The organism is Pararoseomonas sp. SCSIO 73927 (assembly GCF_037040815.1).
Taxonomy (GTDB): domain Bacteria; phylum Pseudomonadota; class Alphaproteobacteria; order Acetobacterales; family Acetobacteraceae; genus Roseomonas.
Map to the genome: position 1 here is coordinate 3,350,001 of NZ_CP146232.1, position 25,000 is coordinate 3,375,000.

The 25,000-nt window shown below is 69.5% G+C and carries 26 protein-coding genes, 1 tRNA gene and 2 rRNA genes (2 of these 29 only partly in view); 10 read left to right on the forward strand and 19 right to left on the reverse strand.

Annotated elements, in window-relative coordinates:
• The 3 genes from VQH23_RS15595 to VQH23_RS15605 form a co-directional block, all read left to right on the forward strand.
• Positions 1–2,668, forward strand: a 23S ribosomal RNA gene (locus VQH23_RS15595); it begins 74 nt to the left of the window's first position.
• Positions 2,669–2,798: 130 nt separating this feature from the next.
• Positions 2,799–2,913 (forward strand): 5S ribosomal RNA (gene rrf, locus VQH23_RS15600).
• Between the two features lie 32 nt (positions 2,914–2,945).
• Positions 2,946–3,022, forward strand: a tRNA-Met gene (locus VQH23_RS15605).
• A gap of 73 nt (positions 3,023–3,095) precedes the next feature.
• On the opposite strand, the gene greB is transcribed toward VQH23_RS15605, so the two are convergent.
• The 16 genes from greB to VQH23_RS15685 form a co-directional block, all read right to left on the reverse strand.
• The gene (greB, locus tag VQH23_RS15610; RefSeq protein WP_338661657.1) at positions 3,096–3,617 is read right to left on the reverse strand and encodes a transcription elongation factor GreB; all 522 of its coding nucleotides are present in this window, start codon (positions 3,615–3,617) and stop codon (positions 3,096–3,098) included.
• 19 nt (positions 3,618–3,636) lie between these two features.
• A complete protein-coding gene (locus tag VQH23_RS15615; RefSeq protein WP_338661658.1) occupies positions 3,637–4,023 on the reverse strand; it encodes a hypothetical protein in 387 nt (128 codons plus the stop codon).
• Positions 4,020–5,030: a Gfo/Idh/MocA family oxidoreductase gene (locus VQH23_RS15620; protein WP_338661659.1), complete on the reverse strand. Its 1,011-nt coding sequence runs from the start codon at positions 5,028–5,030 to the stop codon at positions 4,020–4,022. Before VQH23_RS15620 ends, VQH23_RS15615 begins: the two co-directional genes overlap by 4 nt.
• 4 nt (positions 5,031–5,034) lie before the next feature.
• The gene (locus VQH23_RS15625) at positions 5,035–6,069 is read right to left on the reverse strand and encodes a 5-methyltetrahydropteroyltriglutamate--homocysteine methyltransferase (protein ID WP_338661660.1); all 1,035 of its coding nucleotides are present in this window, start codon (positions 6,067–6,069) and stop codon (positions 5,035–5,037) included.
• 2 nt (positions 6,070–6,071) lie between these two features.
• Complete coding sequence (locus VQH23_RS15630) at positions 6,072–6,443, reverse strand: nuclear transport factor 2 family protein (protein WP_338661661.1); 372 nt, start codon at positions 6,441–6,443, stop codon at positions 6,072–6,074.
• Between the two features lie 7 nt (positions 6,444–6,450).
• Positions 6,451–7,350, reverse strand: coding sequence for an NAD(P)-dependent oxidoreductase (locus VQH23_RS15635; RefSeq protein WP_338661662.1), 900 nt, complete (start codon positions 7,348–7,350; stop codon positions 6,451–6,453).
• A 2-nt stretch (positions 7,351–7,352) separates the two neighbouring features.
• Positions 7,353–8,084: an ABC transporter ATP-binding protein gene (locus tag VQH23_RS15640; RefSeq protein ID WP_338661663.1), complete on the reverse strand. Its 732-nt coding sequence runs from the start codon at positions 8,082–8,084 to the stop codon at positions 7,353–7,355.
• Entirely contained in the window at positions 8,074–8,787 is a 714-nt protein-coding gene (locus VQH23_RS15645; protein WP_338661664.1) for an ABC transporter ATP-binding protein, read from the reverse strand. The genes VQH23_RS15640 and VQH23_RS15645 overlap by 11 nt, the downstream gene beginning before the upstream one ends.
• Positions 8,784–9,776, reverse strand: a complete 993-nt coding sequence (locus VQH23_RS15650) for a branched-chain amino acid ABC transporter permease (protein WP_338661665.1) — start codon at positions 9,774–9,776, stop codon at positions 8,784–8,786. Before VQH23_RS15650 ends, VQH23_RS15645 begins: the two co-directional genes overlap by 4 nt.
• The gene (locus tag VQH23_RS15655; RefSeq protein WP_338661666.1) at positions 9,773–10,654 is read right to left on the reverse strand and encodes a branched-chain amino acid ABC transporter permease; all 882 of its coding nucleotides are present in this window, start codon (positions 10,652–10,654) and stop codon (positions 9,773–9,775) included. The genes VQH23_RS15650 and VQH23_RS15655 overlap by 4 nt, the downstream gene beginning before the upstream one ends.
• Position 10,655: 1 nt before the next feature.
• Positions 10,656–11,921, reverse strand: coding sequence for an amino acid ABC transporter substrate-binding protein (locus VQH23_RS15660; RefSeq protein ID WP_338661667.1), 1,266 nt, complete (start codon positions 11,919–11,921; stop codon positions 10,656–10,658).
• A gap of 68 nt (positions 11,922–11,989) precedes the next feature.
• Positions 11,990–12,895: a dioxygenase gene (locus VQH23_RS15665; protein ID WP_338661668.1), complete on the reverse strand. Its 906-nt coding sequence runs from the start codon at positions 12,893–12,895 to the stop codon at positions 11,990–11,992.
• Between the two features lie 97 nt (positions 12,896–12,992).
• Entirely contained in the window at positions 12,993–13,976 is a 984-nt protein-coding gene (locus VQH23_RS15670; RefSeq protein ID WP_338661669.1) for a tripartite tricarboxylate transporter substrate binding protein, read from the reverse strand.
• Positions 13,973–14,650: a polysaccharide deacetylase family protein gene (locus VQH23_RS15675; RefSeq protein WP_338661670.1), complete on the reverse strand. Its 678-nt coding sequence runs from the start codon at positions 14,648–14,650 to the stop codon at positions 13,973–13,975. The genes VQH23_RS15670 and VQH23_RS15675 overlap by 4 nt, the downstream gene beginning before the upstream one ends.
• Positions 14,647–15,084 (reverse strand): RidA family protein, encoded by a 438-nt coding sequence (locus VQH23_RS15680; protein ID WP_338661671.1) that lies wholly within the window; start codon positions 15,082–15,084, stop codon positions 14,647–14,649. Before VQH23_RS15680 ends, VQH23_RS15675 begins: the two co-directional genes overlap by 4 nt.
• Entirely contained in the window at positions 15,084–15,947 is an 864-nt protein-coding gene (locus VQH23_RS15685; protein ID WP_338661672.1) for a fumarylacetoacetate hydrolase family protein, read from the reverse strand. Before VQH23_RS15685 ends, VQH23_RS15680 begins: the two co-directional genes overlap by 1 nt.
• Before the next feature lie 111 nt (positions 15,948–16,058).
• Here VQH23_RS15685 and VQH23_RS15690 point away from each other — a divergent pair, with 111 nt between their 5' ends.
• The 5 genes from VQH23_RS15690 to VQH23_RS15710 all read left to right on the forward strand — a co-directional run bounded on the left by VQH23_RS15690 (position 16,059) and on the right by VQH23_RS15710 (position 21,664).
• Entirely contained in the window at positions 16,059–16,742 is a 684-nt protein-coding gene (locus tag VQH23_RS15690) for a GntR family transcriptional regulator (RefSeq protein WP_338661673.1), read from the forward strand.
• 138 nt (positions 16,743–16,880) lie between these two features.
• The gene (locus tag VQH23_RS15695; protein WP_338661674.1) at positions 16,881–17,435 is read left to right on the forward strand and encodes a (2Fe-2S)-binding protein; all 555 of its coding nucleotides are present in this window, start codon (positions 16,881–16,883) and stop codon (positions 17,433–17,435) included.
• Positions 17,432–18,448, forward strand: a complete 1,017-nt coding sequence (locus tag VQH23_RS15700) for a xanthine dehydrogenase family protein subunit M (protein ID WP_338661675.1) — start codon at positions 17,432–17,434, stop codon at positions 18,446–18,448. Before VQH23_RS15695 ends, VQH23_RS15700 begins: the two co-directional genes overlap by 4 nt.
• 14 nt (positions 18,449–18,462) lie before the next feature.
• Entirely contained in the window at positions 18,463–20,703 is a 2,241-nt protein-coding gene (locus tag VQH23_RS15705; RefSeq protein ID WP_338661676.1) for a xanthine dehydrogenase family protein molybdopterin-binding subunit, read from the forward strand.
• Positions 20,704–20,773: 70 nt separating this feature from the next.
• Complete coding sequence (locus tag VQH23_RS15710) at positions 20,774–21,664, forward strand: alpha/beta hydrolase (RefSeq protein WP_338661677.1); 891 nt, start codon at positions 20,774–20,776, stop codon at positions 21,662–21,664.
• Positions 21,665–21,850: 186 nt separating this feature from the next.
• Here VQH23_RS15710 and VQH23_RS15715 read toward each other — a convergent pair whose 3' ends face one another.
• On the reverse strand, positions 21,851–22,570 hold the full coding sequence (locus tag VQH23_RS15715; protein WP_338661678.1) for a hypothetical protein: 720 nt from the start codon (positions 22,568–22,570) through the stop codon (positions 21,851–21,853).
• A 268-nt stretch (positions 22,571–22,838) separates the two neighbouring features.
• Here VQH23_RS15715 and VQH23_RS15720 point away from each other — a divergent pair, with 268 nt between their 5' ends.
• A complete protein-coding gene (locus tag VQH23_RS15720) occupies positions 22,839–23,537 on the forward strand; it encodes a serine protease (RefSeq protein ID WP_338661679.1) in 699 nt (232 codons plus the stop codon).
• 5 nt (positions 23,538–23,542) lie between these two features.
• Here the strand turns inward: VQH23_RS15720 and VQH23_RS15725 are convergent, their stop codons facing one another.
• Positions 23,543–23,773, reverse strand: coding sequence for a DUF1127 domain-containing protein (locus VQH23_RS15725; protein WP_338661680.1), 231 nt, complete (start codon positions 23,771–23,773; stop codon positions 23,543–23,545).
• A 107-nt stretch (positions 23,774–23,880) separates the two neighbouring features.
• Here VQH23_RS15725 and VQH23_RS15730 point away from each other — a divergent pair, with 107 nt between their 5' ends.
• Positions 23,881–24,771 (forward strand): LysR substrate-binding domain-containing protein, encoded by an 891-nt coding sequence (locus VQH23_RS15730; protein WP_338661681.1) that lies wholly within the window; start codon positions 23,881–23,883, stop codon positions 24,769–24,771.
• A 5-nt stretch (positions 24,772–24,776) separates the two neighbouring features.
• On the opposite strand, the gene VQH23_RS15735 is transcribed toward VQH23_RS15730, so the two are convergent.
• Positions 24,777–25,000: the 3' portion of an antibiotic biosynthesis monooxygenase gene (locus tag VQH23_RS15735; RefSeq protein ID WP_338661682.1), read on the reverse strand. Its footprint extends 124 nt past the window's final position; only the last 224 of its 348 coding nucleotides appear in the window; the start codon falls outside the window, past its right edge — the gene reads right to left on this strand; it ends in the stop codon at positions 24,777–24,779.

Consider the following 25,000-nt stretch of genomic DNA (forward strand, 5'->3'; position numbering starts at 1 on the left):
GCCGCGGGGAGATGCGAGCGATCGTTGATCCGCGGATGTCCGAATGGGGAAACCCCTCCTGTATGGAGATCCTGCGCTGAATACATAGGCGTGGGAGGCGAACCCGGGGAACTGAAACATCTCAGTACCTGGAGGAAAAGACATCAACAGAGATTCCGCGAGTAGTGGCGAGCGAAAGCGGAGTAGGCCAGTGGTTTATGTGCGTTAAGCCGAAGGAGCTGGAAAGCTCTGCCGCAGTGGGTGATAGCCCCGTAGGCGTATGGCGCGCATGGATCCTTGAGTAAGGCGGGGCACGTGAAACCCTGTCTGAACGTGGGGGGACCACCCTCCAAGCCTAAATACTCCTTGGCGACCGATAGTGCACAAGTACCGTGAGGGAAAGGTGAAAAGCACCCCGACGAGGGGAGTGAAAGAGACCTGAAACCGAGCGCCTACAAGCAGTCGGAGCCCTCATTGTGGGGTGACGGCGTACCTTTTGTATAATGGGTCCGCGAGTTCGTGTTGGCAGCAAGCTTAAGCCGTGAGGTGTAGGCGCAGCGAAAGCGAGTCTGACAAGGGCGCTTGAGTTGCCGGCATGAGACCCGAAACCGAGTGATCTAGCCATGGCCAGGCTGAAGGTGGGGTAACACCCACTGGAGGGCCGAACCCACGCCTGTTGAAAAAGTCGGGGATGAGCTGTGGCTAGGGGTGAAAGGCCAATCAAACTCGGAAATAGCTGGTTCTCCGCGAAATCTATTGAGGTAGATCGTCATGCGTTTACCGCCGGAGGTAGAGCACCGGAAGGGCTAGGGGGGCCCAAAGCCCTACCAAACCCTACCGAACTCCGAATGCCGGTGAGTATAGCGTGGCAGACAGACAGTGGGTGCTAAGGTCCATTGTCGAGAGGGAAACAGCCCAGACCACCAGCTAAGGCCCCTAATTCGTGGCTAAGTGGGAAAGCATGTGGGACGGCCAAAACAACCAGGAGGTTGGCTTAGAAGCAGCCATCCTTTAAAGAAAGCGTAATAGCTCACTGGTCTAATAGCTGTTCTGCGGCGAAAATGTAACGGGGCTCAAGCCACGAGCCGAAGCTGTGGGTGTGCAGCAATGCACGCGGTAGCGGAGCGTTCCGTAGGCCTGTGAAGGGATACCGGTGACGGGTCCTGGAGGTATCGGAAGTGCGAATGCGGACATGAGTAGCGACAAAGAGGGTGAGAACCCCTCTCGCCGAAAGTCCAAGGGTTCCTGCGCAAGGCCAATCCGCGCAGGGTGAGCCGGCCCCTAAGGCGAGGGCGACAGCCGTAGCCGATGGAAACAGGGTGAATATTCCCTGGCCCCCCAGATGTGACGACCTTGAAGTTCTGTTCCCCCTTATCGGATTGGGGGGGCGGTTGGAGAGGTCCGGGAAATAGCACTGGGATTATGGACCGTACCCGAAACCGACACAGGTGGACTGGTTGAGTATACCAAGGCGCTTGAGAGAACCATGCTGAAGGAACTAGGCAAATTGCTCGCGTAACTTCGGGATAAGCGAGACCCCTGCTCACGCAAGTGGGTTGGGGTGGCACAGACCAGGGGGTGGCGACTGTTTAGTAAAAACACAGGGCTCTGCGAAGTCGAGAGACGACGTATAGGGTCTGACGCCTGCCCGGTGCCGGAAGGTTAAAAGGAGAGGTGAGAGCCTTGAATTGAAGCCCCGGTAAACGGCGGCCGTAACTATAACGGTCCTAAGGTAGCGAAATTCCTTGTCGGGTAAGTTCCGACCTGCACGAATGGCGTAACGACCTCCCCACTGTCTCCAGCATGGGCTCAGCGAAATTGAATTCCCCGTGAAGATGCGGGGTACCCGTGGTCAGACGGAAAGACCCTATGAACCTTTACTGCAGCTTGGCAGTGGCGCCAGGAAGGGGCTGTGTAGGATAGGTGGGAGCCGATGAAACAGGGGCGCTAGCCTCTGCGGAGGCAACCTTGAAATACCACCCTGCGCCTTTCTGGCGTCTAACCGAGCCCCGTTAGCCGGGGCCGGGACCCTGCCTGGTGGGCAGTTTGACTGGGGCGGTCGCCTCCCAAAGTGTAACGGAGGCGCGCGATGGTGGGCTCAGGCCGGTCGGACATCGGCTGTTGAGTGCAAAGGCACAAGCCCGCCTGACTGCGAGCGCGACAGCGCGAGCAGAGACGAAAGTCGGCCTTAGTGATCCGGTGGTCCCGCGTGGAAGGGCCATCGCTCAACGGATAAAAGGTACTCTAGGGATAACAGGCTGATCTCCCCCAAGAGTCCACATCGACGGGGAGGTTTGGCACCTCGATGTCGGCTCATCGCATCCCGGGGCTGGAGCAGGTCCCAAGGGTTCGGCTGTTCGCCGATTAAAGCGGTACGTGAGCTGGGTTTAGAACGTCGTGAGACAGTTCGGTCCCTATCTGCCATGGGTGTTGGAGACTTGAGAGGATCTGTCCCTAGTACGAGAGGACCGGGATGGACGCACCTCTGGTGCACCGGTTGTGGCGCCAGCCGCATCGCCGGGTAGCCAAGTGCGGAACGGATAACCGCTGAAGGCATCTAAGCGGGAAACCAGCCTCAAAACCAGGTCTCCCCAAGGGCCGTGCCAGACCAGCACGTCGATAGGCCGCAGGTGGAAGTCGGGTAACCGACGCAGCCGAGCGGTCCTAATCGCCCGATCGAACTCCACTCCCCCACCGCTGAGGGCTAACCCCCTCGCCGCACGCAGCACCAACACGCAAACACACCACCCACACACCACCTTCCATCCCGGGCAGAACGCTCCGCGTCCGCCCACCCATCATGTCCTCCGGCCCGGTGGCCTGGTGCCTATAGCGAGGCTGCCACACCCGATCCCATCCCGAACTCGGCCGTGAAACGCCCCTGCGCCCATGGTACTGCGTCTTAAGACGCGGGAGAGTCGGTCAGCGCCAGGCCACCCGACCGGAGAACATGATCACTACACCACCGCGGGGTGGAGCAGCCCGGTAGCTCGTCAGGCTCATAACCTGAAGGTCACAGGTTCAAATCCTGTCCCCGCATCCATATCCCATACAACACCATGACAACCCCCTCGCCCCAACAAGGACGAGGGGGTTTTGGGCTTGGGCCGTCCTAATCAGGGCGGCGCCGGGTAGCAGATTGCTGTAATCTCGACGGAGCTCGGGCCGGTCGGCGTTCGCACCGTTACCTCATCCCCCACTCGCGCTTTCAACATGGCCAGCGCCATTGGCGATCCGATGCTGATCTTGCCCATGGCCAGATCGGCCTCGTCCACGCCAACGATGGTTACGGTTCTCTGCTCGTCCTGCTCGGTCAGGTAGGTCACCGTTGCACCGAAGAAGACGCGGTCCCGCTGCGGTTGGGTGGCGGGATCGACCACGTCCGCCTGATCCAATCGCTGCCCGAGGTAGCGCAGCCGCCGGTCGATCTCGCGCAGGCGGCGCTTGCCCTCCTTGTAGTCGGCGTTCTCGCTCCGATCGCCGTTGCCAGCGGCCCAGGACACGATCTCGACGACGCGATGCCGCTCCGCCTTTCTCGCCTCGAACTCGGCCCGCAGTGCCGCCTCGCCTTGTGGCGTCATGTAGAATCGCCCGGGCGGCAGCCGTGCCGCGACCGGCTCGTCATCGCTGTCCATCATGTGAGTTCAAACCCTGCCTTCAGCGAAGGGCTAGAATGCTTCGCCGTCCCATCTCGCCCGGCGCAGCATGGATCATGAACTGACCGGCATCTCCACCGGCCGCCGGCACTAGCGCGTACCACAGCGTGTCCTGCGCGCCGGAGCTGAAGCGCGCCTCGCCGCGGCAGAGGATCAGGCCGGGCATGGCGCCCTCGGGCGTCTCCACCCGCTGGGGCGCGGTCAGCTCCTCCACGCGCCGCCCGCCTCGTGCCATCGGTCCCGCCTCGAAGGCTTGGCGAGCAGAGGAGGCTGCCTCGACACAACGGTCGGTCGGGTCGGCCAGCCGTTGCGAGCGGAAAAACTCGGTCAGGACGAAGCCGCCAGCGCCGATCAGGAGTGCCATGGCGACGATGCCGAGAGATCTCACGGCGCGACCGCTCCCGCGAGGATCGCCGCGATCAGCCGTTGCGCGGGCAGTGCGGTTCGGGCGGCGTGCGGGGGCGGGCGGCCCGAGTCCAGGGAGTCCAGCATCGCAGTGATCATGCCACGATGCGGGCCGTGATCGAAGGCCATGGGATCGGCCCCGCCACCGCCTGCCTCATCGCCGCCGATGATCTCCGGAGGACCGCCATCGGCCGCGTGCAGTTCCAGCCTGTTGGCGGTGAGGACGGCGCTGCCGCGCGTGCCGGCGATCTCGATCCGCTCGGGAAAGCCGGGGCGGGCAACGGTCGTAGCGTCCAGGACTCCGACCGCCCCGTTCTCGAACCGGAGGGCGGCCGCGACGACGTCCTCGGTATCGATCCGGCGCAGCGGAGAGGTGACGGCGAAGGCCTTAACATCCCGCACCTGCCCGGCGAGGTGCAGCAGCAGGTCGATCGTGTGGATGGCCTGGGTGAGCAGCACGCCGCCCCCGTCGCGCTCGATCGTGCCGCGCCCCGGCTGCGCGAAGTAGGCCTCGTCCCGCCACCAGCGAATGCTGGCTGAGGCGGAGAGCGGAGAGCCGAGGGCGCCCGCCTCCAGCGCCGCCTTCAGCCGCTGGGCCGAAGGGCGGAAGCGGTGCTGCAGGCAGACCGCGCAGAGCCGGCCGGCTGCATCGGCCGCCGCGGCCAAGGCGGATGCCCGTTCCGGCGTCGCCTCCAGCGGCTTCTCGACGATCAGGTGCTTGCCCGCTGCCAGTACGGCCTCGGCCACTGGCAGGTGGGTCCAGGGCGGGGTGAGGACGAGGACGAGGTCCAGCCCTGGCACCGCCAGCAGCGTCGCCAGATCGGCAAAGACCGGCACGCCCCAGCGGGACGAGAAAGCCTCCCGCCGGGTAGGGGAGGGGGCATGGCCGCCAAGGACCCGCACCCGTCCGGCCGCCTCCAGCTCCTTCAGGGCCATCATGTGGGGCGTGGACGCCATCCCCAGGCCGATCACCCCGATGCCGAAGGTCACCCTATCAGCCCTGCAACTCGCGGCGCACGATCGCGGCGCCGTCCGCCATAGCTTTCAGCTTAGCGAAGGCGCGTGGGCGGGGCAGGTACTTCATGCCGCAATCCGGCGCGACGACCAGGCGCTCGGCCGGCAGGTGCTTCAGCCCCGCGCGGATGCGGTCCGCCACGATCTCAGGTGTCTCCACCTCCGGCGTGCCGAGATCGATCACGCCGAGCATGATGGTCTTGCCCGGCAGGCCGTCGAGCACGGCCAGGTCCAACTTCGGCTGCGCGGCCTCGATGGAGATCTGCGCCGCGGTGCAGTCGGCCAGCTGCGGGAGGAAGGAGTAGCCGGAAGGCTTCTCCTTCACCACGGCGGCGTAGCCGAAGCAGAGGTGGACGACCGTGTCGCCCTCCAGGCCTTCCAGCGCGCGGTTCAGCGCCTTTACGCCGAAGCGGGCGGCGGCCTCCGGGCGGGCCTGCATCCACGGCTCATCGAACTGGATGATGTCCACACCGGCCTTCCTGAGGTCGCGCGCTTCCTCATTCACGGCGGCGGCGTAGTCCATCGCCATGGCTTCCTCGTCCCCGTAGAACTCGTCCGAGGCCTGCTGCGACAGGGTGAAGGGGCCGGGCAGGGTAATCTTCGTCTTCCGGTCCGTGTTGGCGACCAGGAACTCCACGTCCCGCACCTCCACCGGCCGGTTGCGGCGGATCCGTCCGATCACGCGCGGCACCAGCGTCTCCTTCCCCGCGCGGCCCATGGTACGGGCGGGGTTGTCCACGTCCACGCCGTCCAGCGCCAGGGCGAAGCGGTTGGAATAGCTCTCCCGCCGGATCTCGCCATCGGTCACGATGTCGATGCCCGCGCGCTCCATGTCGCGGATCGCCACCAGCGTCGCGTCGTCCTGCGCGCCCTCCAGCGCGTCCTCGGCCACGCGCCACATCTGCTTCATGCGCACGCGCGGCACGAGGTTCTGCGCCAGCACGCTGCGATCCACCAGCCAGTCCGGCTGCGGATAGCTGCCGACGACGGTGGTCGGAAGAAGCGAGTTCACCATGTCTAACCCTTCGGAATGGCGGTCGGCTGGTAGGAGAGGAGACGCCATTCGCCGCTCTCCCGGTTCCACACCGCGCAGGTCATGCCGCCGATCTCGCGCTCCCCGCCGTAGCGGAAGACGCGGGCACCCATCCTGCCCAGGGCGACGGCGGCGTCGGCGCCTGCCTCCAGCACCTGGTGCGTCTCGAACTCCACGTGAAGGTAGCGCAGGCTGCCGTCCCGCAGCGTGTCGAGATAGCTCGCCTTCGTGTCCGTGTTGGCGTTGGAGTGCGCGTAGATCAGGCGCTCGGAGAGCAGCCGGTCCAGCGCCTCCAGGTCGCCGTCGCGCATGGCGGCGTAGCGGCGCGCTTCCAGCGCCCTGATCTCGTCCTGCATGGGGGGCCTATCGAGGGTTGGGCGCGAGCAGCCGCTCGGGCCAGGTGGCAACGCGGAAGAAGTCCAGCCCTCCCTCGCCGGAGGCCTGGTAGGCGGCGGCGAATTGCCGGGCGAGGGCGGAGAGAGGCATGGGCGCACCCTCGCGCCCGCCCACGGCCAGGGCAAGGTCCAGGTCCTTGGCAACGAGGTCGACATCGGCGGCCGGCGTCCAGTCCCGCGCCTTCAGCATCTCCGTCTTGTAGGCGAGCAGGGGGGAGCCGACGACGCTGCGGGACAGCGCGTCGATCATCCCGTCCCAATCCAGGCCGAGCCGCCCGCCGAAGGCTAGCGCCTCCCCGATCACGGCAGGGGTGAGGGCGACGACCATGTTCACCATCAGCTTCACCGCGCGGGCCTCCTCGGCCTCCCCGCAGCGCAGCGTCTCCTTGCCCAGCACGGCCAGCAGCGGCGCGCAGCGCTCGATCGCGGCATCGGGGCCGGAAACGAAGAGGGTGAGGGCGCCGGCGGCCGCCGTGCTCGTGCTGCCTGAGACGGGGCAGCGGATGTAGTCCGCCCCGCGCGCCGCCATCGCTTCCGCCACGCGGGCTGAGGCGGCGGGGGAGACGGTGCTGAGGTCGATGAAGACCTGCCCGGGCCGGATCGCCTCGCACACCCCGCCCTGGCCGGTGGCTACCGCCAGCAGCGCGGCGTCGTTCGGCACCATGGAGAGGAGGATGTCGCAATCCCCCGCCATGGCGGCGGCGGTCGCGGCAGGGCTGATGCCCGCCTCCGCCAGGGGCGCCAACTGGGCGGGGTTGGTGTCCGTGGCGCAGAGCGTGGCGCCCGCATCGAGCAGCCGGCGGCAGAGCGGCGCGCCCATGCGGCCCACCCCGATCCAGCCCAGGCGCCATCCCTGCAAGGCGGTCATGCTCAGAGTCCCAGGTAGAACTTGCGGACCAGATCGCTGTCGCCCAGCGCGGCCGGGGAGTCGCCCTGGAACTCCACCCGCCCGTGCACCAGCACGTAGCCGCGGTCCGCGATGCGGACGGCCTGGTGGAAGTTCTGCTCCGCCATGAGCACGGTGAGGCCGAGCTTCTCCTTCAGCTCCGCGATCTTCTCGATGGTGCGGGCGACGAGGATGGGAGCGAGTCCGACCGAGGGCTCGTCCACCAGCAGGATCTTCGGCGCGCACATCACCGCGCGGCCGAGCGCGACCATCTGCTGCTCCCCGCCGCTCATGCTGCCCACGGCCTGGGAACGGCGCTCCTTCAGCCGGGGGAAGGCGTCGTAGCAGAACTCCAGGTGGCGCGGGATCGCGGCACGGGCGGCGCGGCGGTAGGCGCCGAGGAGCAGGTTCTCCTCCACGGAGAGGCGCGGGAAGAGCCGCCTCCCCTCCGGCACGATGGCAATGCCGAGATCGACGATCTCTTCCGGCGTGCGGCCCACCAGCTCGATCGTCCGCCCGTCGATGGTGGCCGCGATCCGCCCGCGCGAGGGCTTCAGCAGGCCGAGGATGCAGCGCATCAGCGTCGTCTTGCCGTTGCCGTTGGTGCCGAGCAGGGCCACCGTCTCGCCCGGTGCGACCGTCAGCGAGACGCCGTCCAGCGCGCGCACGGCGCCGTAGGATGCGTCCACATCCTCGATGAGCAGGCTAGCGGCCAAGATAGGCCTCCTCGACCTCGGGCATGGAGAGGACGGTCTTCGGGTCTCCGTCCGCGACCTTCTTCCCGGCGACCAGCACCGCCAGGCGCTGGGAGAACTCCGTCACGGCGCGCATGACGTGCTCGATCATGATGATCGTCGTGCCGCCGGCGTTCAGGCGGAACAGGAGAGCCAGGATCTGGTCCACTTCCGCGTGGGAAAGCCCGGCCATCGCCTCGTCCGCGATCAGCAGTTCCGGCTTCAGTGCCGTGGCGCGGGCCAGCTCCAGCCGGCGCAGCTCCACCTGCGTCAGCTCCTTCGGCATGCGCTGCGCCTTGCCCGCCAGCTCCACGGACTCCAGGCATTCCATGGCCCGCTCCTCCGTCGCCTCATGCCGGCCGGCATAGGCGAGGGGAACGCGGATGTTCTCGATCACCGAGAGGCCGCGGAAGGGGCGGGGGAGCTGGAAGGTGCGGGCCAGCCCGCGCCGCGCCCGCTCATGCGATTTCAGCCCGGCCAGCTTCTGCCCCTTGAAGGTGAAGCCGCCATCATGGCTGGGGAAGGCGCCGGCGAGGCAGTTGGTAAAGGTGCTCTTGCCCGAGCCGTTGGGGCCGATCAGCCCGAGACGCTCTCCGGCCCGTACCTCCAGATTGACGCCGGAGAGGGCAGTGAAGCCGCCGAAGCGCTTCCCCACGCCATCGGCGCGCAGGACGACCTCGCTCATCGCGCGCCCTTCTTGAACAAGCCGAGGATGCCGTGGGGGGCGGCGCAGACGAACACTACCAGCACCACGCCCACGATCAGCAGGTTGGCGGCCGAGGAGATGGTCACCGTCGCCGCCTGCTGGAGCGAGGCGAGGACCACCGCGCCGATCAGCGGCCCCGCCCAGCTCGCCGTGCCGCCGATCAGCGGCATGGCGATGGCGTTCACGGCATAGGCCAGCCCGAAGGCCGAGTTCGGCTCCACGTAGGACCCGAGCAAGGGCAGGGGCGCGCCCGCCACGGCCATCATGGCGCCGGAGATGGTGGTGGCGATCAGCTTCAGCCGCAGCGTGGGCACGCCCGCCGCCTCCGCCGCTTGCTCGTCGTCCCGCAGCGCGGCGAGGCCGAGGCCGAGGCCGAGGCGGGACTTCTCGATCGTGCGGGCGATGGCGATGGCGGCCGCGGCCAGCACCACCACCACGGCGCAGAGATAGCCGCCATAGGTGTCGAAGGGCCAGGGCACGTCCCGGGGGCGGATGACGTAGGCGCCGCGCGAGCCGCCGACATAGCTCCAGTTCACCACCAGCGTCTGCAGCACCACGGAGAGGCAGAGCGTGGCGATGGCGAAGTAGGCCCCGCGCAGCCGCAGGGTGAGGAGGCCCGTGCCGAGGCCCAGCGCGCCGCCCACCAGCGCGGCAAAGGCGATGCAGGGCAGCAGGGAGAGGCCCAGCGCCTTGCCGATCGCGACCGTGGTGTAGGCCCCGGCCGCGAAGAAGGCTGCCGCGCCGAAGTTCACGTAGCCCGCATAGCCGCCCAGGATGTTCCAGGCCGTGGCGAGCACGACGTACTGCAGCACGAAGGTGGCGGCGAAGTAGGCGTACTCGCTGCCGATGCCGCGCAGCACCGCGATGACGGCCAGCGCGGCGACGGCGCAGGCCAGCCAGAAGGCGGCGTGCCCCATCCGGCGGGGCGCCGGAAGCACCGGCATGGCGGGAAGGGTCGCGTCGCTCATGCCGCGCGCCCGAAGAAGCCCTGCGGGCGGACCGCCAGCACCAGCAGCAGCGCGCCGAAGGCCACGGCCGGGGACCAGGAGGGGCCGTAGAAGCTCGCCGTCACGTTCTCCACCACGCCGAAGGCCAGCGCCGCCAGCACGCAGCCCCACAGCGAGGAGAGGCCGCCCATGATGACCACGGCGAAGACCCGCCCGATGAAGATGTGGCCGGAGGAAGCCTCCACCGGCTGCACCACCACCAGCGCGCCGCCCGCCAGCGCCGCCATGGCGATGGAGATGCCGAAGGCCAGCCGCTTGATGCGCACGGGGTCGATGGCCAGCAGCCGCAGCGCCTCCCGGTCCTGCGCCACCGCCGCGATGGCGCGGCCGGTGAAGGTGCGGCGCAGGAACAGGGCGAGGCCGCCAATGGCGAGCAGCGCGACGAGGGCCGGCACCAGCATCCGCAGCGGCAGGTCGATCTCGCCCAGCCGCCAGGTGACGTTGGCGTAGGAGGCGTCGGCGAAGTGCTGCTCCGGCCCGATGGCGAGGACCAGCCCGATCTCGATGATGAACATCACGCCGAAGAAGAAGGCGAGGCCCTGGATGGCCTCGTCCCCGCGCCGCTCGAAGAAGTGGTGGTAGGCGACGTAGATCGCCGCCCCCAGCGCCCAGAAGGCGGGGGTGAGGAGGACCGAGAGCACCAGCGGGTCGATCCCCGTCGCCCCCCAGAGGAGGGCGACGAGCATGGCGCCCAGCACCATGAAGGCGGGATGGGCGATGTTGACCACGTCCAGCATCCCGAAGGAGACGGAGAGGCCGGCTGCCGCCGCGGCGTAGAGACCGCCGAGCAGCAGGCCCGAGACGATCCCGTTCAGGAGAAGGGCGAGGTCCGGGTCCATGTCAGGCGCCGGCCGTGTAGGGCTTGCGGAGCTCGCCGGACTTGTACTGCGCGGGGTAGAGGATGACCTGCGTGCCTGCCTTCTTGAACTGGTCCACGCCGTTGCCCTGCACCCCCTGGTACTGAGTGTAGATGTCGCGCGGTTCCGGCCATTCCCCCTGGGCGTCGAAGCGCACGGGGCCGATCACCGTGTCGAAGACCGTCTCGTGCATCGCCTTGGCCAGCGCGGCCTGGTCCAGGCTGCCGACCTTCTTCACGGCCTGCTCCAGCACCTGCATCTGGGTATAGGCCATGGGCGGCACGTAGTAGCCCAGCGCGTCCGTGCCCTCCCTCGCCGCGACCGGCTGGTAGCGCTCGATCAGGGAGGCGGTGCCGGGGAACTGCAGCGTCGGCTCCGGCGCGTAGACGTCCCAGACGACAAGGTTGTTCAGGATGGGGCCGAGCTGAAGCTTCTGGGCGGTGATGTGCGGGCCGATCATCGGGCCGCCAAAGAGCTGGAAGTTCACCCGCAGCTCGCTGGCCGCTCGTAGCAGCCCGGCGGTGTCCGGCGGGTAGGAGCCGACGAAGACCACGTCCGGCCGCGCGGCCTGCACGGCGCGGATGATGGGGGAGAAGTCCACGGTGGTGGGCGGGTAGGCACGATCATAGACCACGCGCAGCCCGGCGCTGCGGGCCAGGGCGCGGGCGCTCTCCGCCGCGCGCTGGTGGAAGTCGCTGTCCAGGTTGACGATGGCGATGCTGCGGGGCTTCGGGTCCATCGCCAGGGCGAGCTCGATGAAGCCCTTGGCGAAGGTCTGGTTGGGGTTGGAGCCCGAGGGGTTGATGGAGAAGTAGCGGTCGTACTTGAACTCGCTGTTCACGCCGGTGCCGAAGAGGGAGACGAAGGCCCGGTTCCGCTGCATCACCACGGGCATGGCGGGCGCGATGATGGCGGTGGCGTAGCCGGAGACGACAAGATCGACCTTATCCACGTCGATCAGCTTCGTGTAGATGCCCGGCACCTGCGCGCCGCTGCTCTGGTCGTCGTAGGTGACGATCTGCACGGGCCGGCCGAGCAGCCCGCCGCGCGCGTTCACCTCATCCGCCCAGAGCTTGTGGGTCAGCCCCGCCGGGCGCCCGTTGCCCGCCAGCCCGCCCGAGAGCGACATGGAGCCGCCGATCCGGATCGGCTCCCCCGACGGCGTTGACTGCGCGCGCGCGGTGGCCGGCACGGTGATCGCCGCCGCCACCGCGGCCCGGCCGAGCCCGCGCCTGCTGAGACCCCTCATGAACCTTCTCCTCCTGCGGCCCGGCCTTCTCTGCGCCGTGGCCCCTCACGCGTTCTTCTCTGGCGCGGCTACTCCGCCGCGATCTTCGACGGATCCGCGCCCACGCGGCCGGAGGTGTCATGGGCGGCGCGGCGCGCGATCTGGAAATCGTAGTGCACGGCGGGGATGGAGGGGGCGGGCGAGCCCTCCATCCCGACCTTCGGGTGCACGACGAGGGATTCCGAGACGCCGAACACCGTGTCGGACCCGATATTGGCGTCGTCGCCGAGGTAGAGGGCCGTCACCAGCTCCCGATAGCCCTCCGCGCCGATCAGCATGTGGATGTGGCCGGGCCGCATGCCGTGGCGATGCTGGGCCCGGATCATCTCGCCCACCGGCCCGTCCATCGGGATGGAGTAGCCGAGCGGAACGAGGGTGCGGATGGCGTAGCGGCCCTCCGCGTCGGTGCGGAACTGGCCGCGCATGTCCATCACATCGGGCGAGGTCGCCTGCAGGTCGTAGGTGCCGTCTGCATCGGTGGACCAGATCTCCACGATCGCGTCCGGCACGCCCTCGCCCGCCTCGTTCACCACGCGGCCGAAGAGCATCATCTCCGGGCCCTTTGCGTGCACGGCGATGCTCTCGCCGTAGCCGAACTTCGGCGAGGCCTCGCGGTAGAAGGGGCCGAGCAGGCTCGTCTCCGTCGCCTCGCCCACGCGGTTCGCCGTGTCGTCCATCAGGTTCACCAGGCGGGAGAGGCCCAGCGTGTCCGACAGCAGGATGAATTCCTGGCGGTAGGGCGTGCAGGTCTGGCCCACCTTGGTCAGGAACCCGATCGCGGCCAGCCATTCCGTCGGCGTCAGCCGCACGTCCCGCGCGAAGGCGTGCAGGTGCCGCACGAGGCTGTCCATCACCTCCCGCATTCGCGGGTCGGGGGTGGAGGCCATCTGTTCGATAACCGCATCGGTGAGGGTCTGCTCGTTCAGGTCGGCCATCTCTGCTCTCCTCCGTCCGGGGCGGGTCCTTCCGGCCCGCCCTCGTTGCCCTGATCGGGCCCCTTGTTCCGGAGCGATGTTCACGCCCCGCGGCTGCTCAGTCGGGCCTGATGTTGGCAGCGGCGATGATCGGGCGCCACTTCGCGATCTCGTCCCGGGTCATCGCCGCCAGCTTTTCCGGCGTGCCCCCGGTCGGCTCCACGCCCTGGGCGCGCAGGTTGGCGAGGGCAGCCGGATCGACGAGCAGGGCGTTGGCGGCCCGGTTCAGCCGTGCGACCACCTCCGGCGGGAGGCCGGCGGGGCCGTAGAGGCTCCACAGCCCCTCCACCACAAAGTCGGGAATGCCCGCCTCCACGATCGTCGGGATGTCCGGCAGGATCGTCGCCCGCCCCGGGGAGGTGACGGCCAGCGCCCGCAGCGTGCCGGCATCGATGTGCGGCTTCAGCCCCAGCGGGTGGTAGAACATCGCGTCCACCCGCCCGGCCACGAGGTCCGTCACGCCCTGGCCCGCGTTGCGATAGGGCACGTGCTGCGTCTCCAGCCCCGTGCGCAGGTTGAACAGCGCCTGGGAGAGGTGGCCCGTGGTGCCGTTGCCGGCGGATGCGAAGGTGAGGGGCTTGCGCCTCGCCAGCGCCACCAGCTCCGCCACGCTCGATACGCCGAGAGAGACGGGCACCCCCAGCACCGCCGGCGTGGTGACGAAGGGCACCACCGGGGTGAAGTCCCGCACGGGATCGAAGCCCTGGTCGGCGAAGAGGCTGGCATTGATGCCGTGGGTGCCGTTGGTGCCCAGCAGCAGCGTGTAGCCATCCCCCGCTGCGCGGGCGACGGCCTGGGCGCCCACGTTGCCGCCGGCACCCGCGCGGTTGTCCACCACCACGGGCTGGCCCGCCTCCTTCGCCAGCGCCTCCGCCAGGATGCGGCCGAGGATGTCCGTGGTGGTGCCGGCGGCGAAGGGCACGATCAGCCGGATCGGGCGGTTGGGCCAGGCGCCCTGGGACAGGGCCGGGATGGCGGGAAGGGCGGCGGCGAGACCGAGCAGGGGGGCGCCCAGCAGGGCACGGCGTGTGGCGCGGCTCATGCGGCGGCTCCGGTGGAGTGGGTGACGTAGCGTGCCACGCCGCCCGCATCCGCGCCGCGGCGCAGGGGGAGGCAGGAATCCGGGAAATCCTGGGCGAAGCCCGCGCCCGCATCGGCCAGCCGGCCGAGAAAGCGGTCCAGGTGGCGCATGGCGCCGTTGGGCAGGTCGTGCAGCACCAGGGCGACAGAGTCGGGTGCGACAGGGTTGGGGCCGCGGCACATGGACAGGGCGCGGTCCACCCAGCCCTCCGGGTCCCGGAAGTCGCCGGGCACGGCGTTCCACAGCGCCACCGTGAAGCGGTGGCGGACCAGGTGGTCCAGCGCGGCCCCGTTCAGCAGGTGCTGGCCCAACACGCCGCCGCCGCCCTGCGGGCGGAACAGGCGGTCGGGGTGGGAGAGATCCCCGATCAGATCCTGCGTGCGCGCGATCTCCGCCACGGCGTCGTCATCCGGCATCCCGCCCAGCGGACCGGCATGGTGCCAGGTGTGGTTGCCGATCCAGTGGCCCTCGGCATGGGCGCGCTCCGCGACGGCGCGGTGCGCGGCCAGCTTGTGGCCCAGCACGAAGAAGGTGGCGCGCAGCCCCCGCGCCCGCAGCACGTCGAGAACGGCCGGTGTCACCTCCGGCTCCGGGCCGTTGTCGAAGGACAGGGTGATGCGGGGGGCGCCGGTCATGGCCGGGAAGGCACGTAGCCGATCGCCTCTACCTCCAGCGCGCAATCCATCGGCGTGCGGCCCGCCTGCATGCGGGTGCGCGCCGGCAGTGCCTCCTGGGAGGAGAAGTAGCGGCGGTAGATGCGGTCGAAAGCCTCCTGCTGCGTCTGGTCCTTCAACCAGACGATTACCTTCAGCAGGCAATCCATGTTGGACCCCGCGGCCTCCACCAGCCGCTTCATGTGGTCCATCACGATCTCCACCTGCCGCTCGAAGGGGATGTCCGGCATGGGCGGCACGGGCCGCCCCTCCGCGCGCGCGGCGCGAAGCCTCGCGCAGTACTCCTCCTCGAAGGGCGGCAGGCCGGAGATGAAGATCAGGTCCCCGCGCTTGACGCAGAGGTTGAAGGGGCCGCCCGTCTCCGGAACGTCGGCGTGGACGACCTCCTTCTCCATCAGCCCTCGTCCTCGACGGTGTTGGAGAGAGTGCCGATGCCCTCGATCTCGATCTCGATCGTGTCGCCGGGCTTCATGAACACCGGCGGCTTGCGGGGATAGCCCACGCCGCTCGGCGTGCCGGTGGCGATGATGTCGCCCGGCTCCAGCGTCATCACCTCCGACAGGATCGCCAGGATGCGCGGCACGGAGAAGATCATGTCGGAGGTGTTGGAATCCTGCATCGTCTGCCCGTTGACGCGGGAGGTGATGCGGAGCGCGTTCGGCCCCTGCGGGATCTCGTCCGGCGTTACGATCTCCGGGCCGACGGAACCCGTACGGTCGAAGTTCTTGCCCACCGTCCACTGCGCGCCCTTGCGCTGGTAGTCGCGGAGCGAGCCCTCGTTCATGCAGGTGTAGCCCGCGACGACCGAGAGGGCATTCTCCTCCGTCAGGTGCTTCGCCGTCTTGCCGATCACGATGACCAGCTCCGCCTCGTAGTCGAACTTGTCGGACACCTTCGGGCGCAGCAGCGGCTCGTTATGGGCCGCCAGCGAGGTGTGGCCGCGGAAGAAGACGGCGGGGTAGTCGGGGATCGGGTTGTTCCCTTCCTTCGCGTGCTCCACGTAGTTCAGGCCGATGCAGATGATCTTCCCCGGGCGCGGCACGACGGGGAGGAGCTTCAGCCCGGCGAGCGGCTTCCGGGCGGCGTCCTGCAGCTTCGCGGCCAGGGCGGCCGCGCCCTCCGGCAGGTTCAACGCGGCGATGGCCGCCGGAATTTCCTCCGGCAGGCCCGGCACGACCTCGGTCAGGGCCACCACATCATTGCCCAGCCGGGCCCCGAGGACCGCGCGGCCCTCCTGCTCGAACGCGATCAGACGCACGCGGACGTTTCCTTCCGATGTCGGGTGAAGGTTTTGTCGAAATTCCGGGTCCGTCAAGCATTATGTTCGCAAGTGCTTGCGGCAGGGCGGCTTTGCCGAATATGTAAACCCATGCCCCCCACGCTTCTGCCCGAGGCGCGCGACCCCACCCTGGCGACCGCCGTGCACCTGCGCCTGCGGGAGGACATCCTCTCCGGCCGCCTTCCGCCGGGGCTGAAGCTGAAGCTGCGGGACCTTGCGGAGAGCTACGGCGCCGGCGCCTCTCCCATGCGCGAGGCCCTGTCCCAGCTCGCGGCGGAGGGGCTGGCGGAGCGGCTGGAGCACCGAGGCTTCCGCGTGGCCGCCGCCGCGCCGAACGGGCTGGACGGGTTGATCCGCAGCCGGATCCTGGCGGAGTGCGCCGCCCTGCGGGAGTCCGTCGCCCACGGGGACGCGGCCTGGGAGGAGTCGGTGGTGTTGGCGGAGCACCGGCTGAACCGGCTGGCCGTCTCGCTCGATCCCCACCGCTACGCCGCGAACCCGGAATGGGAGGCCTGCCACGGCGCCTTCCACAAGGCCCTGCTGGAGGGCTGCGGCGCCCCGCCCCTGATCGCCTTCTGCGACCGGCTGCGGGAGGAGGCGCGGCGCTACCGCTCCGCCGCCAAGACCCTGGCCTATCCCGGCCGCGACGTGGCGGCGGAGCACCGGGCCATCACAGAGGCCGCCCTGGCGCGGGATGCGGATCGGGCGGTCGCCCACCTGGCCGCGCATTACGAGCGGACGGGGGCCATCGTCCTGGCCGACCTCGGGCGCTAGCCGGGCAACCGCGCCCGGCTCCCTTCGTTTCCCGCCTACGGAACGGAGGCTCCGACACGGGGTGCGCCCCGCGCGCTTGTCCGGCCCGGCTGCTGCCGGACCGCCTCCGGTGCCCAAGCCCTGAAGCAGGACACCGCAATGGCCGACCTCGAACTCAAGACACGCCAGGGCTTCGCGCCCGATGCCGGCCATGAATCCGGCCCCGCGGCCCTGCCGGACGAGATCGGGATCACCCTGACCATCAACGGCAAGCGGCAGGAGCTACACGTCCGCCCCTGGACCACGCTGCTGGACCTGTTGCGGGAGGACCTCTCCCTCTACGGCACGAAGAAGGGCTGCGACCACGGCCAGTGCGGCGCCTGCACCGTGCTGATCGACGGGGAGCGAATGAACTCCTGTCTGGCGCTCGCCGTGACGAAGGACGGATGCGAGGTCACCACCATCGAGGGCCTGGCCTCCCCGGACGGCACCCTGCACCCGCTGCAGGAGGCCTTCATCGAGCACGACGCCTTCCAGTGCGGCTACTGCACGCCCGGCCAGATCTGCTCCGGCGTGGCCCTGCTGCGGGAGGGCCACGCGAAGACGCCCGAGGAGATCCGGGAGCATATGAGCGGCAATCTCTGCCGCTGCGGCGCCTACACGAACATCGTGGACGCCATTGAGAGCGTCATCGCGAAGGAGAATGCGAAGTGAACCGCTTCTCCTACGCCCGCCCGGGCAGCGTGGCCGATGCCGTGCGCGAGCTGGCCGGCCACCCCGCGGCCAAGGTGATCGCCGGGGGCACGAACCTCGTCGATCTCATGAAGTACAACGTGGAGCGCCCGACCCACCTGGTGGATGTCGGCCGCCTGCCCGGCCTGAAGGAGATCGAGGAGGCAGGGGAGGGGCTCCGCATCGGCGCGCTGGTGAGCAACACCGCCGCCGCCTATGACGAGCGGGTGAAGGAGCGCTACCCGCTTCTCTCCTCCGCCATCCTCGCCGGCGCTTCGCCGCAGCTGCGGAACGCGGCGACCACGGGCGGCAACCTGCTGCAGCGCACGCGCTGCTACTACTTCTACGACCCCGCCACGCCCTGCAACAAGCGCGAGCCCGGCTCGGGCTGCCCGGCGAAGGAAGGGCAGAACCGTATCCTCGCGATCCTCGGCACCAGCGAGCACTGCATCGCCACCCACCCCTCCGACATGTGCGTGGCGCTCGCCGCGCTGGAGGCGGTGGTAAAGGTGGCCGGGCCGAACGGGGAGCGGAGCATTCCCATGGCGGACTTCCACCGCCTGCCCGGCAACATGCCGGAGAAGGACACGAACCTGCACGCGGATGAGATCATCCTCGGCGTGGAGCTGCCGGAGCCGCGCTTCGCGAAGCACTACACCTACCTGAAGCTGCGCGACCGCCTCTCCTACGCCTTCGCCCTCGTCTCCGTGGCGGCCGCGCTGGAGATGGATGGTGACACGATCGGGGAGGCGCGCATCGCCCTCGGCGGCGTGGCCCACAAGCCCTGGCGGGTGGAGGAGGCGGAGGCCATGCTGCGCGGCAAGACCGCCGACCGCACCGTCTTCGCCGCGGTGGCGGAGCGCATCCTCGATGGCGCGCAGGGCTTCGGCCACAACGACTTCAAGATCGACCTGGCGCGCCGCGCCGTGATCCGCGCCCTGTCCCAGGCCGCGCGGGGCACGCCGCAGTCCCAGACCGACAAGCGCATCCAGTAGAAGGGGGCCGCACCATGTACGAGACCCATGTCGGATCGCCCCGCAACCGCGTGGATGGCCGCAAGAAGGTGACGGGCGCCGCGCCCTACGCCGCCGAGTTCACCGCACCCGACCTCGCGCAGGGCTACGTCGTCAACTCCGCCATCGCGAAGGGGCGGATCACCGCCATCGACGTCAAGGACGCGCTGGCGGTGCCGGGCGTGATCCAGGTCTTCACCCACAAGAACCGCCCGCGCACGGCCTGGCGCAGCACGGCGTACCAGGACGAGGTGGCGCCGCCCGGCAAGCCCTTCCGCCCGCTCTATGATGAGAAGGTCCATTACAGCGGCCAGCCCATCGCGCTGGTGGTGGCGGAGGACTTCGAGATCGCCCGCTACGCTGCCTCCCTCGTGCGGGTGAGCTACGAGGCGGAGAAGCACCAGACCGACCTGACGAAGGTGGTGGGCGAGGCCTACGTGCCGAAGTACCGCACCAGCATGGGCCCGCCGAGCCCGCGCGGCGATGCCGAGGCCGCCTTCGGCCGCGCGCCGGTGAAGGTGGAGGGCAGCTACCGGATCGCGGTGGAGCACCACAACCCGATGGAGCCGCACGCCTCCACCGTGGTGTGGGAGGGCGATGGCCGGATCACCGTCTACGACAAGATCCAGGGCGTCCAGAACACCCAGCGCTACATCACCCAGATCTTCGGTCTGTCGACCAAGGACGTGCAGGTGATCTCGCCCTATGTCGGCGGCGCCTTCGGTTCCGGGCTGCGGCCGCAGTACCAGTTGTTTCTCGCCGTCATGGCCTCGCTGGAGCTGAAGCGCTCCGTCCGCGTGGTGCTGACGCGCGACCAGATGTTCACCTTCACCTACCGCCCGGACGGGCTTCAGGAGGTGGCGATGGCCGCGAACGAGGACGGCACGCTGCAGGCCATCCGCCACGACCTGGTCGCCGGCACTTCCCAGTTCGAGGACTTCACGGAGCAGACGGTGGGCTGGTCCGGGATGACCTACCACTGCGAGAACTACAAGGGCAGCTACAAGCTGTCGAAGCTCGACACCTACACGCCGGGCGACATGCGTGCCCCGGGCGCGCCCACCGGCCTCTTCCCCTCGGAGAGCGCAGTGGACGAGCTGTGCGACAAGCTCGGCATGGACCCGCTGAAGTTCCGGCTGAAGAACTACAATCAGATCGACGAGGCGACCGGTAAGCCCTTCACCAGCAAGGAGCTGCGCGCCGCGCTGCAGCTGGGCGCGGAGCGCTTCGGCTGGTCGAAGCGGAACCACAAGCCCCGCTCCATGAAGGAGGGGAACGAGCTGATCGGCTGGGGCATGGCCGTCGGCATGTGGGAGGCGGCGATGCAGAAGACCGCCGCCCGCGCCACGCTGACGATCGACGGCAAGCTGGAGGTGGCCAGCGCCAGCGCCGATATCGGCACCGGCACCTACACAATCATGGCACAGATCGCGGCCGACGCGCTGGGCCTCCCGATTGAGAAGGTGACGCCTCTGCTGGGCGATTCCTCGCTGCCCAACGCCCCGGTTGAGGGCGGCTCCTGGGGCGCGGCCTCCACCGGCACGGCGGTGGAGCTGGCCTGCCACGCGGTGCGGGAGAAGCTGTTCGGCTACGCCCGCGGCATCAACGACTCTCCCCTCGGGGACGCGAAGGTCAACGAAGTGCAGTTCCGGGAGGGCCGGATCGCGCTCATCTCCGATCCCTCCCGTTTCGTCACCATCCAGGACGCCATGGTGGCCGGCGGCGTGGACCGGATCGTGGCGGAGGAAACCGCCGCCCCGAGCAAGACGACGATGCTCAAATACTCCTCCTACGCCCATTCCGCCGCTTTCGTGGAGGTGCGGGTGGACGAGGAGCTGGGCGTGGTGCGCGTCACGCGCGTGGTCCAGGCCATCGCGGCGGGCAGGATTCTGAACCCGAAGACCGCGCGCTCCCAGATCCTCGGCGCCACCGTTTTCGGCATCGGCATGGCGCTGCACGAGGAGAGCATGGCGGACCACAATCTCGGCCGCTTCATGAACCACAACATCGCCGAGTACCACATCCCCGTGAACGCGGACGTCCACGACATCGACGTGATCTTCGTGGACGAGCACGACGACCTGACGAGCCCCATCGGCGTGAAGGGGCTGGGCGAGATTGGCATCTGCGCCTCCCCCGCGGCCATCGCCAACGCGGTGTTCCACGCGACGGGCAAGCGCATCCGGGAGCTGCCGATCACGATCGACAAGATCCTCGGCACGCAGGAAGCCGCCTGAGGCTTCGGGCGGGCTTACGATAGCGGCCTCCAGGGGAAGCCCCGGAGGCCGTTGTCATGAGGAGGGATGGATGAGTTCCGGAGAAGGGCTGATCGAGGGGTTCGAGCGCCGGCGGCTGCCGGGGCACGGGGTGGAGATCGACGCGCTGGTCGGCGGCAGCGGCCCGCCGGTGCTCCTCCTGCACGGCTACCCGCAGACGCGGATGATCTGGAAGCGCGTGGCGCCTGCCCTGGCCCGCCGCTTCACCGTGGTGGCGCCGGACCTGCGGGGCTACGGCCGTTCCGACAAGCCGGAGGGCGACGAGGCACACGACACCTACTCCAAGCGCACCATGGCGCTGGACCAGATCGAGACCATGCGCGCCCTGGGCCATGACCGCTTCTCGGTGGCGGGGCACGATCGCGGCGGGCGCGTGGCCTACCGCCTGGCGCTGGACCACCCGGCGGCGGTGGAACGCATCGCCGTGCTGGACATCCTGCCCACCGCGGAGATGTGGGCGAAGGCGAACGCAAGATCCGCCATGGGCGCCTACCACTGGTACATGCTCGCCCAGCCCAGGCCCCTGCCGGAGCGGCTGGTGGGCGCGGACCCGGAGTTCTACCTGCGCTGGACGCTGAGGTCCTGGGCCGCGGAGGGTTTCGCCTTCGATCCCGAGTGCCTGGAGGACTACATCCGCTGCGGTTCCGCCCCCGCCGCCGTGCATGCCGCCTGCGAGGACTACCGCGCCGGCTGGACGCGCGACCAGGAGGCCGACGAGGCGGATCGGGGCCGGAGGCGGATCGGGGCGCCGCTTCTGGTGCTCTGGGGCAGGGATTACAGCGTGGCGAAGGCCGACCCGGTGAAGGTCTGGTCGGAATGGGCGGGGGAGGTGCGCGGCCAGCCCGTCCCCGGTGGCCACTTCCAGCCCGACGAGGCGCCGGAGGAGACGGCGCGCGCCCTGCTGGCCTTCCTCAGCGGTTAGGCCTCCACCCTTCCTTAACCGGAGCAGGGGAGCATGGCGCCCGGACAAAACGTCCTGGGAGTTCAGCCAATGGTCCTTCTCTCCCTCTCTGCGGCGTCAGTGCTCCTCACCGGCCTGGCCGTGTGGGTCGTTCGGGACTCAATCCGGCAGGAGAACGCGTATTTCGACTTGCTGGACGAGGCGTAGCTACAGCGCCCGCCTGGATGGGCGGCCGCGGCGCGGGACATCCTCCTCTCGCATCTCATCGTCCATCATCAGCGCCTCCATCCCGGCGCGCCAGGTGACGTGCCAGGTCTGCGGCCGGCCGGCGCGGCAGCGCAGCAGCTCCAGCGTCCATTGCGGGTCGCCCAGGTCGTGCATCGCTCCGCCGGCGCGGCCGGTGACGCGCCAGCGCGTGGTGGCGAGGGCGGGGCCCTCGTCCTCCTCCGACTCCCGGAGCAGAAGCCCGATCCCGCCCCCTGTCTCGGCCGCCAGTTGTAGCCGGCGCATGGCAGTGGCATCCGGCCGCTCCGACATCAGCAGCACGGCGGAGACGGCGGGGCAGCGCAGCGCCTCCTCCGTGGCCCAGAGCGCGTCCGCGCCGTTCCCGGGCTGCGCGACGATGAGGCGGGAGGGCGGCAGGCCGAAGCGCGCCAGCCCGGGCGGCCAGGGATCGGGGTCCCGCGCGATCCAGAACACCGTGCCGCCGGAGCGCGCCATTAGCAGCGCGGCGAAGCCCACCGCCGCCCCGGCCCCGTCCGAGAGGATCTCGTGCAGTGCCGCGCGGGGCAGGCCGCCGCCGGGCAGGGCATGATCCATCTCCGCGCAGAGCGGGATGGCCGGCGGCTCCTCCCGCGCCGCCAGCCCGGCGCGCTCCAACCGAGCGACGCGGGCGCGCAGGGCCGACATGACGGCGCGGCGGTCCATCGATTCGCCTCCCTCGGGCAACAACCCGCCGTCTTTCGCGGAGCCGTGAGGTGTCCCGTCCAGCGCCCCGGGAAAGGGCTCGGGGGCAGGGCCGGAACGCGGGTGATGGGTCGAATCAGGGGGCATGCCTGTTCATACTATGTTCTGTTTTGGGCCGCATCATGGAAGCGTTCGGCGCGCCGCTCCGTCACGGGCCGGGGGTGGAACAAGCCCGTGAAGCGGATGGTTCCCCGCGGCGTTGTGCCGGCGAAGCTGACAAGGGGCAGGAATGATCCCGCGCCGCGGCCTGGTGGCCCTTCTGCCGCTCTCGGCCTGCGCCGGCCTTCCGGCGGAGGAGGCGGCCGGCACGCCCATCGCGCCGCTGGTGGGAACCGGCTTCGCCGCCCTGCACGCGGATGCCGGGGGCAGGCCGGGGGCGCTGCTCGGCTCCGCGGTGGCGGTGGCGCCGGGGCGTGTGGCCTGCACCACCCATGCCCTGCCGCGCGGCGCCGCCGCCGTCTGGCTGCGCCGCGGAGACGGCGCGCCCGCCCGCCGCGCGCCGGTGCTGGCCCGCAGCCGCCGCATGGATCTCTCGATCCTCGCCGATGAGGGTGGGCTGCTATCCCCGGCCCCTCTCGCCGAAGGGACCGTGGAGGCCGGTGATCCGGTCTGGGCGGCCGGCATGCCCAGCATCGGTGCCGGCGTCGCCTCGGGCGTGGTGGAGATCCCGGACGCCATCCTGCCCCGCTTCGGCCGCGGCTTCACGGCCCGCATGGCGGCGCTGATGGGCTATTCCGGCGGACCGGTGGTGGGGCGGGACGGGCGGCTGCGCGGCCTCGTCTCGGCCCTGCCGGATGGCGAGGGCGCGAACGCCCTCGCCTGGCTCAGCGGGATGGATCTCGGCGGCCTCGCCGGTGGGCGGGGGCGCCGGATCTTCATCCTCTCCATCCAGGAGGTGGCGGAGGAGGCGGAGAGGCTCTCCGCCTGACCCGCTCAGACCCGCGGCTGGATGTCCCAGGGCGCGCGGGCGGCCTCCCGCTCGGCATCCAGGCGATTGAGGCCGACATCGGCCAGCATCCGGTCATCGAGCGTGGCGAGGATGCGGCGCTCCTCGATCGCTCGGACCATGCGCGCGACGAACGCCAGCCAGCCTGCGGCCGGGACGCGGCGGGCGGAGGTGCCCCCGCGCAGGAGGGAGCCGGGGTGAAGGGCGTGGTCGGACATGTCTGCGATTCCTCTCGGGTGCTGTCGCGTCACGGAAGATCGGTCCGTTCCCGGCATAAGGGAAACGAGTTGTTTTGAAGTCCGGCATCAGCGATGCTGATGGGGTCATGCTCAACATCCCCCCGGGGCTGGACCCCGACCTGCTGCGCTCCTTCGTACTGGTGGCGGAGGGAGGCAGCGTCACGCGGGCGGCGCTGCGCGTCGGGCGAACGCAGTCGGCCGTCTCCATGCAGATGCGGCGGCTGGAGGAGACGCTGGGCCAGCCCCTGCTGCTGCGCGGCCCGCGAGGGCTGAGCCCGACGCCGCACGGTCTGTGGCTGCTGGACCGGGCGCGGCGCCTGCTGGCCATGCACGACGAGATCGTGGCGAACTTCCGGGCGCCTGACATCACCGGGCACATCCGGCTGGGCTCGCCGGACGACTACGCCCTGCTCTGGCTGCCCGACATCCTCGCCGGCTTCGCCGAGGCGCATCCCGCCGCCGAGGTGGAAGTGGTGTGCCTGCCGACGGAGGAGCTGCTGCCCCGCTTCGAGCGCGGCGACCTCGACATCACCCTCTTCTCCGTCGGCAATGTCAGCCACCATGCCGGGGTGGAGGGCGAGCGCGTCTGGCGCGGCCCGCTGCGCTGGGTGGGCTCGTCCACGCGGCCCTCCCACCTCATGCAGCCGGTTCCCCTCGTCATCTCCCATGGCGGCTGCTCCTGGCGGCAGGCCGCGACGGAGGCGCTGGAGAAGGCGGGGATGCCTTGGCGCATGGCCTATTCCTCCGCCTCCCAGACCGGCACCCACGCGGTGGTGCTGGCCGGGCTGGGTGTGACGGTGGGACTTTCCGTAGCGCTGCCGCCGGGGCTGCGCATGCTGGGGCCGGAGGACGGGATGCCTGCCCTGCCGGAGCTGGAGATCGCGCTCGTCACCCATCCCGGCGCCGCGGCGGCGGCCTTGGCGGAGCACATTCGCACGGGCTTCCGCAGCCCGCCCACGGCCGCCCGCGCCGCGTGAGGGGATCAGGCGTGGTGGGCGGCGCGGCTGTCCTCCGGCGCCTCCTCCCGCTTCTCCATGCCGTAGTCCCGCAGCACCGCGGCCACCCGCAGCCGGTAATCCGCGAAGACCCCCGCGCGCCCCTCCGCCTGGGTGGCGCGATGGGCTTGCGTGTTGCGCCAGGCCTGAACGGCCGCCTCGTCCCGCCAGAAGGAGAGGGAGAGGATCTTCCCAGGGTCCGTCAGACTCT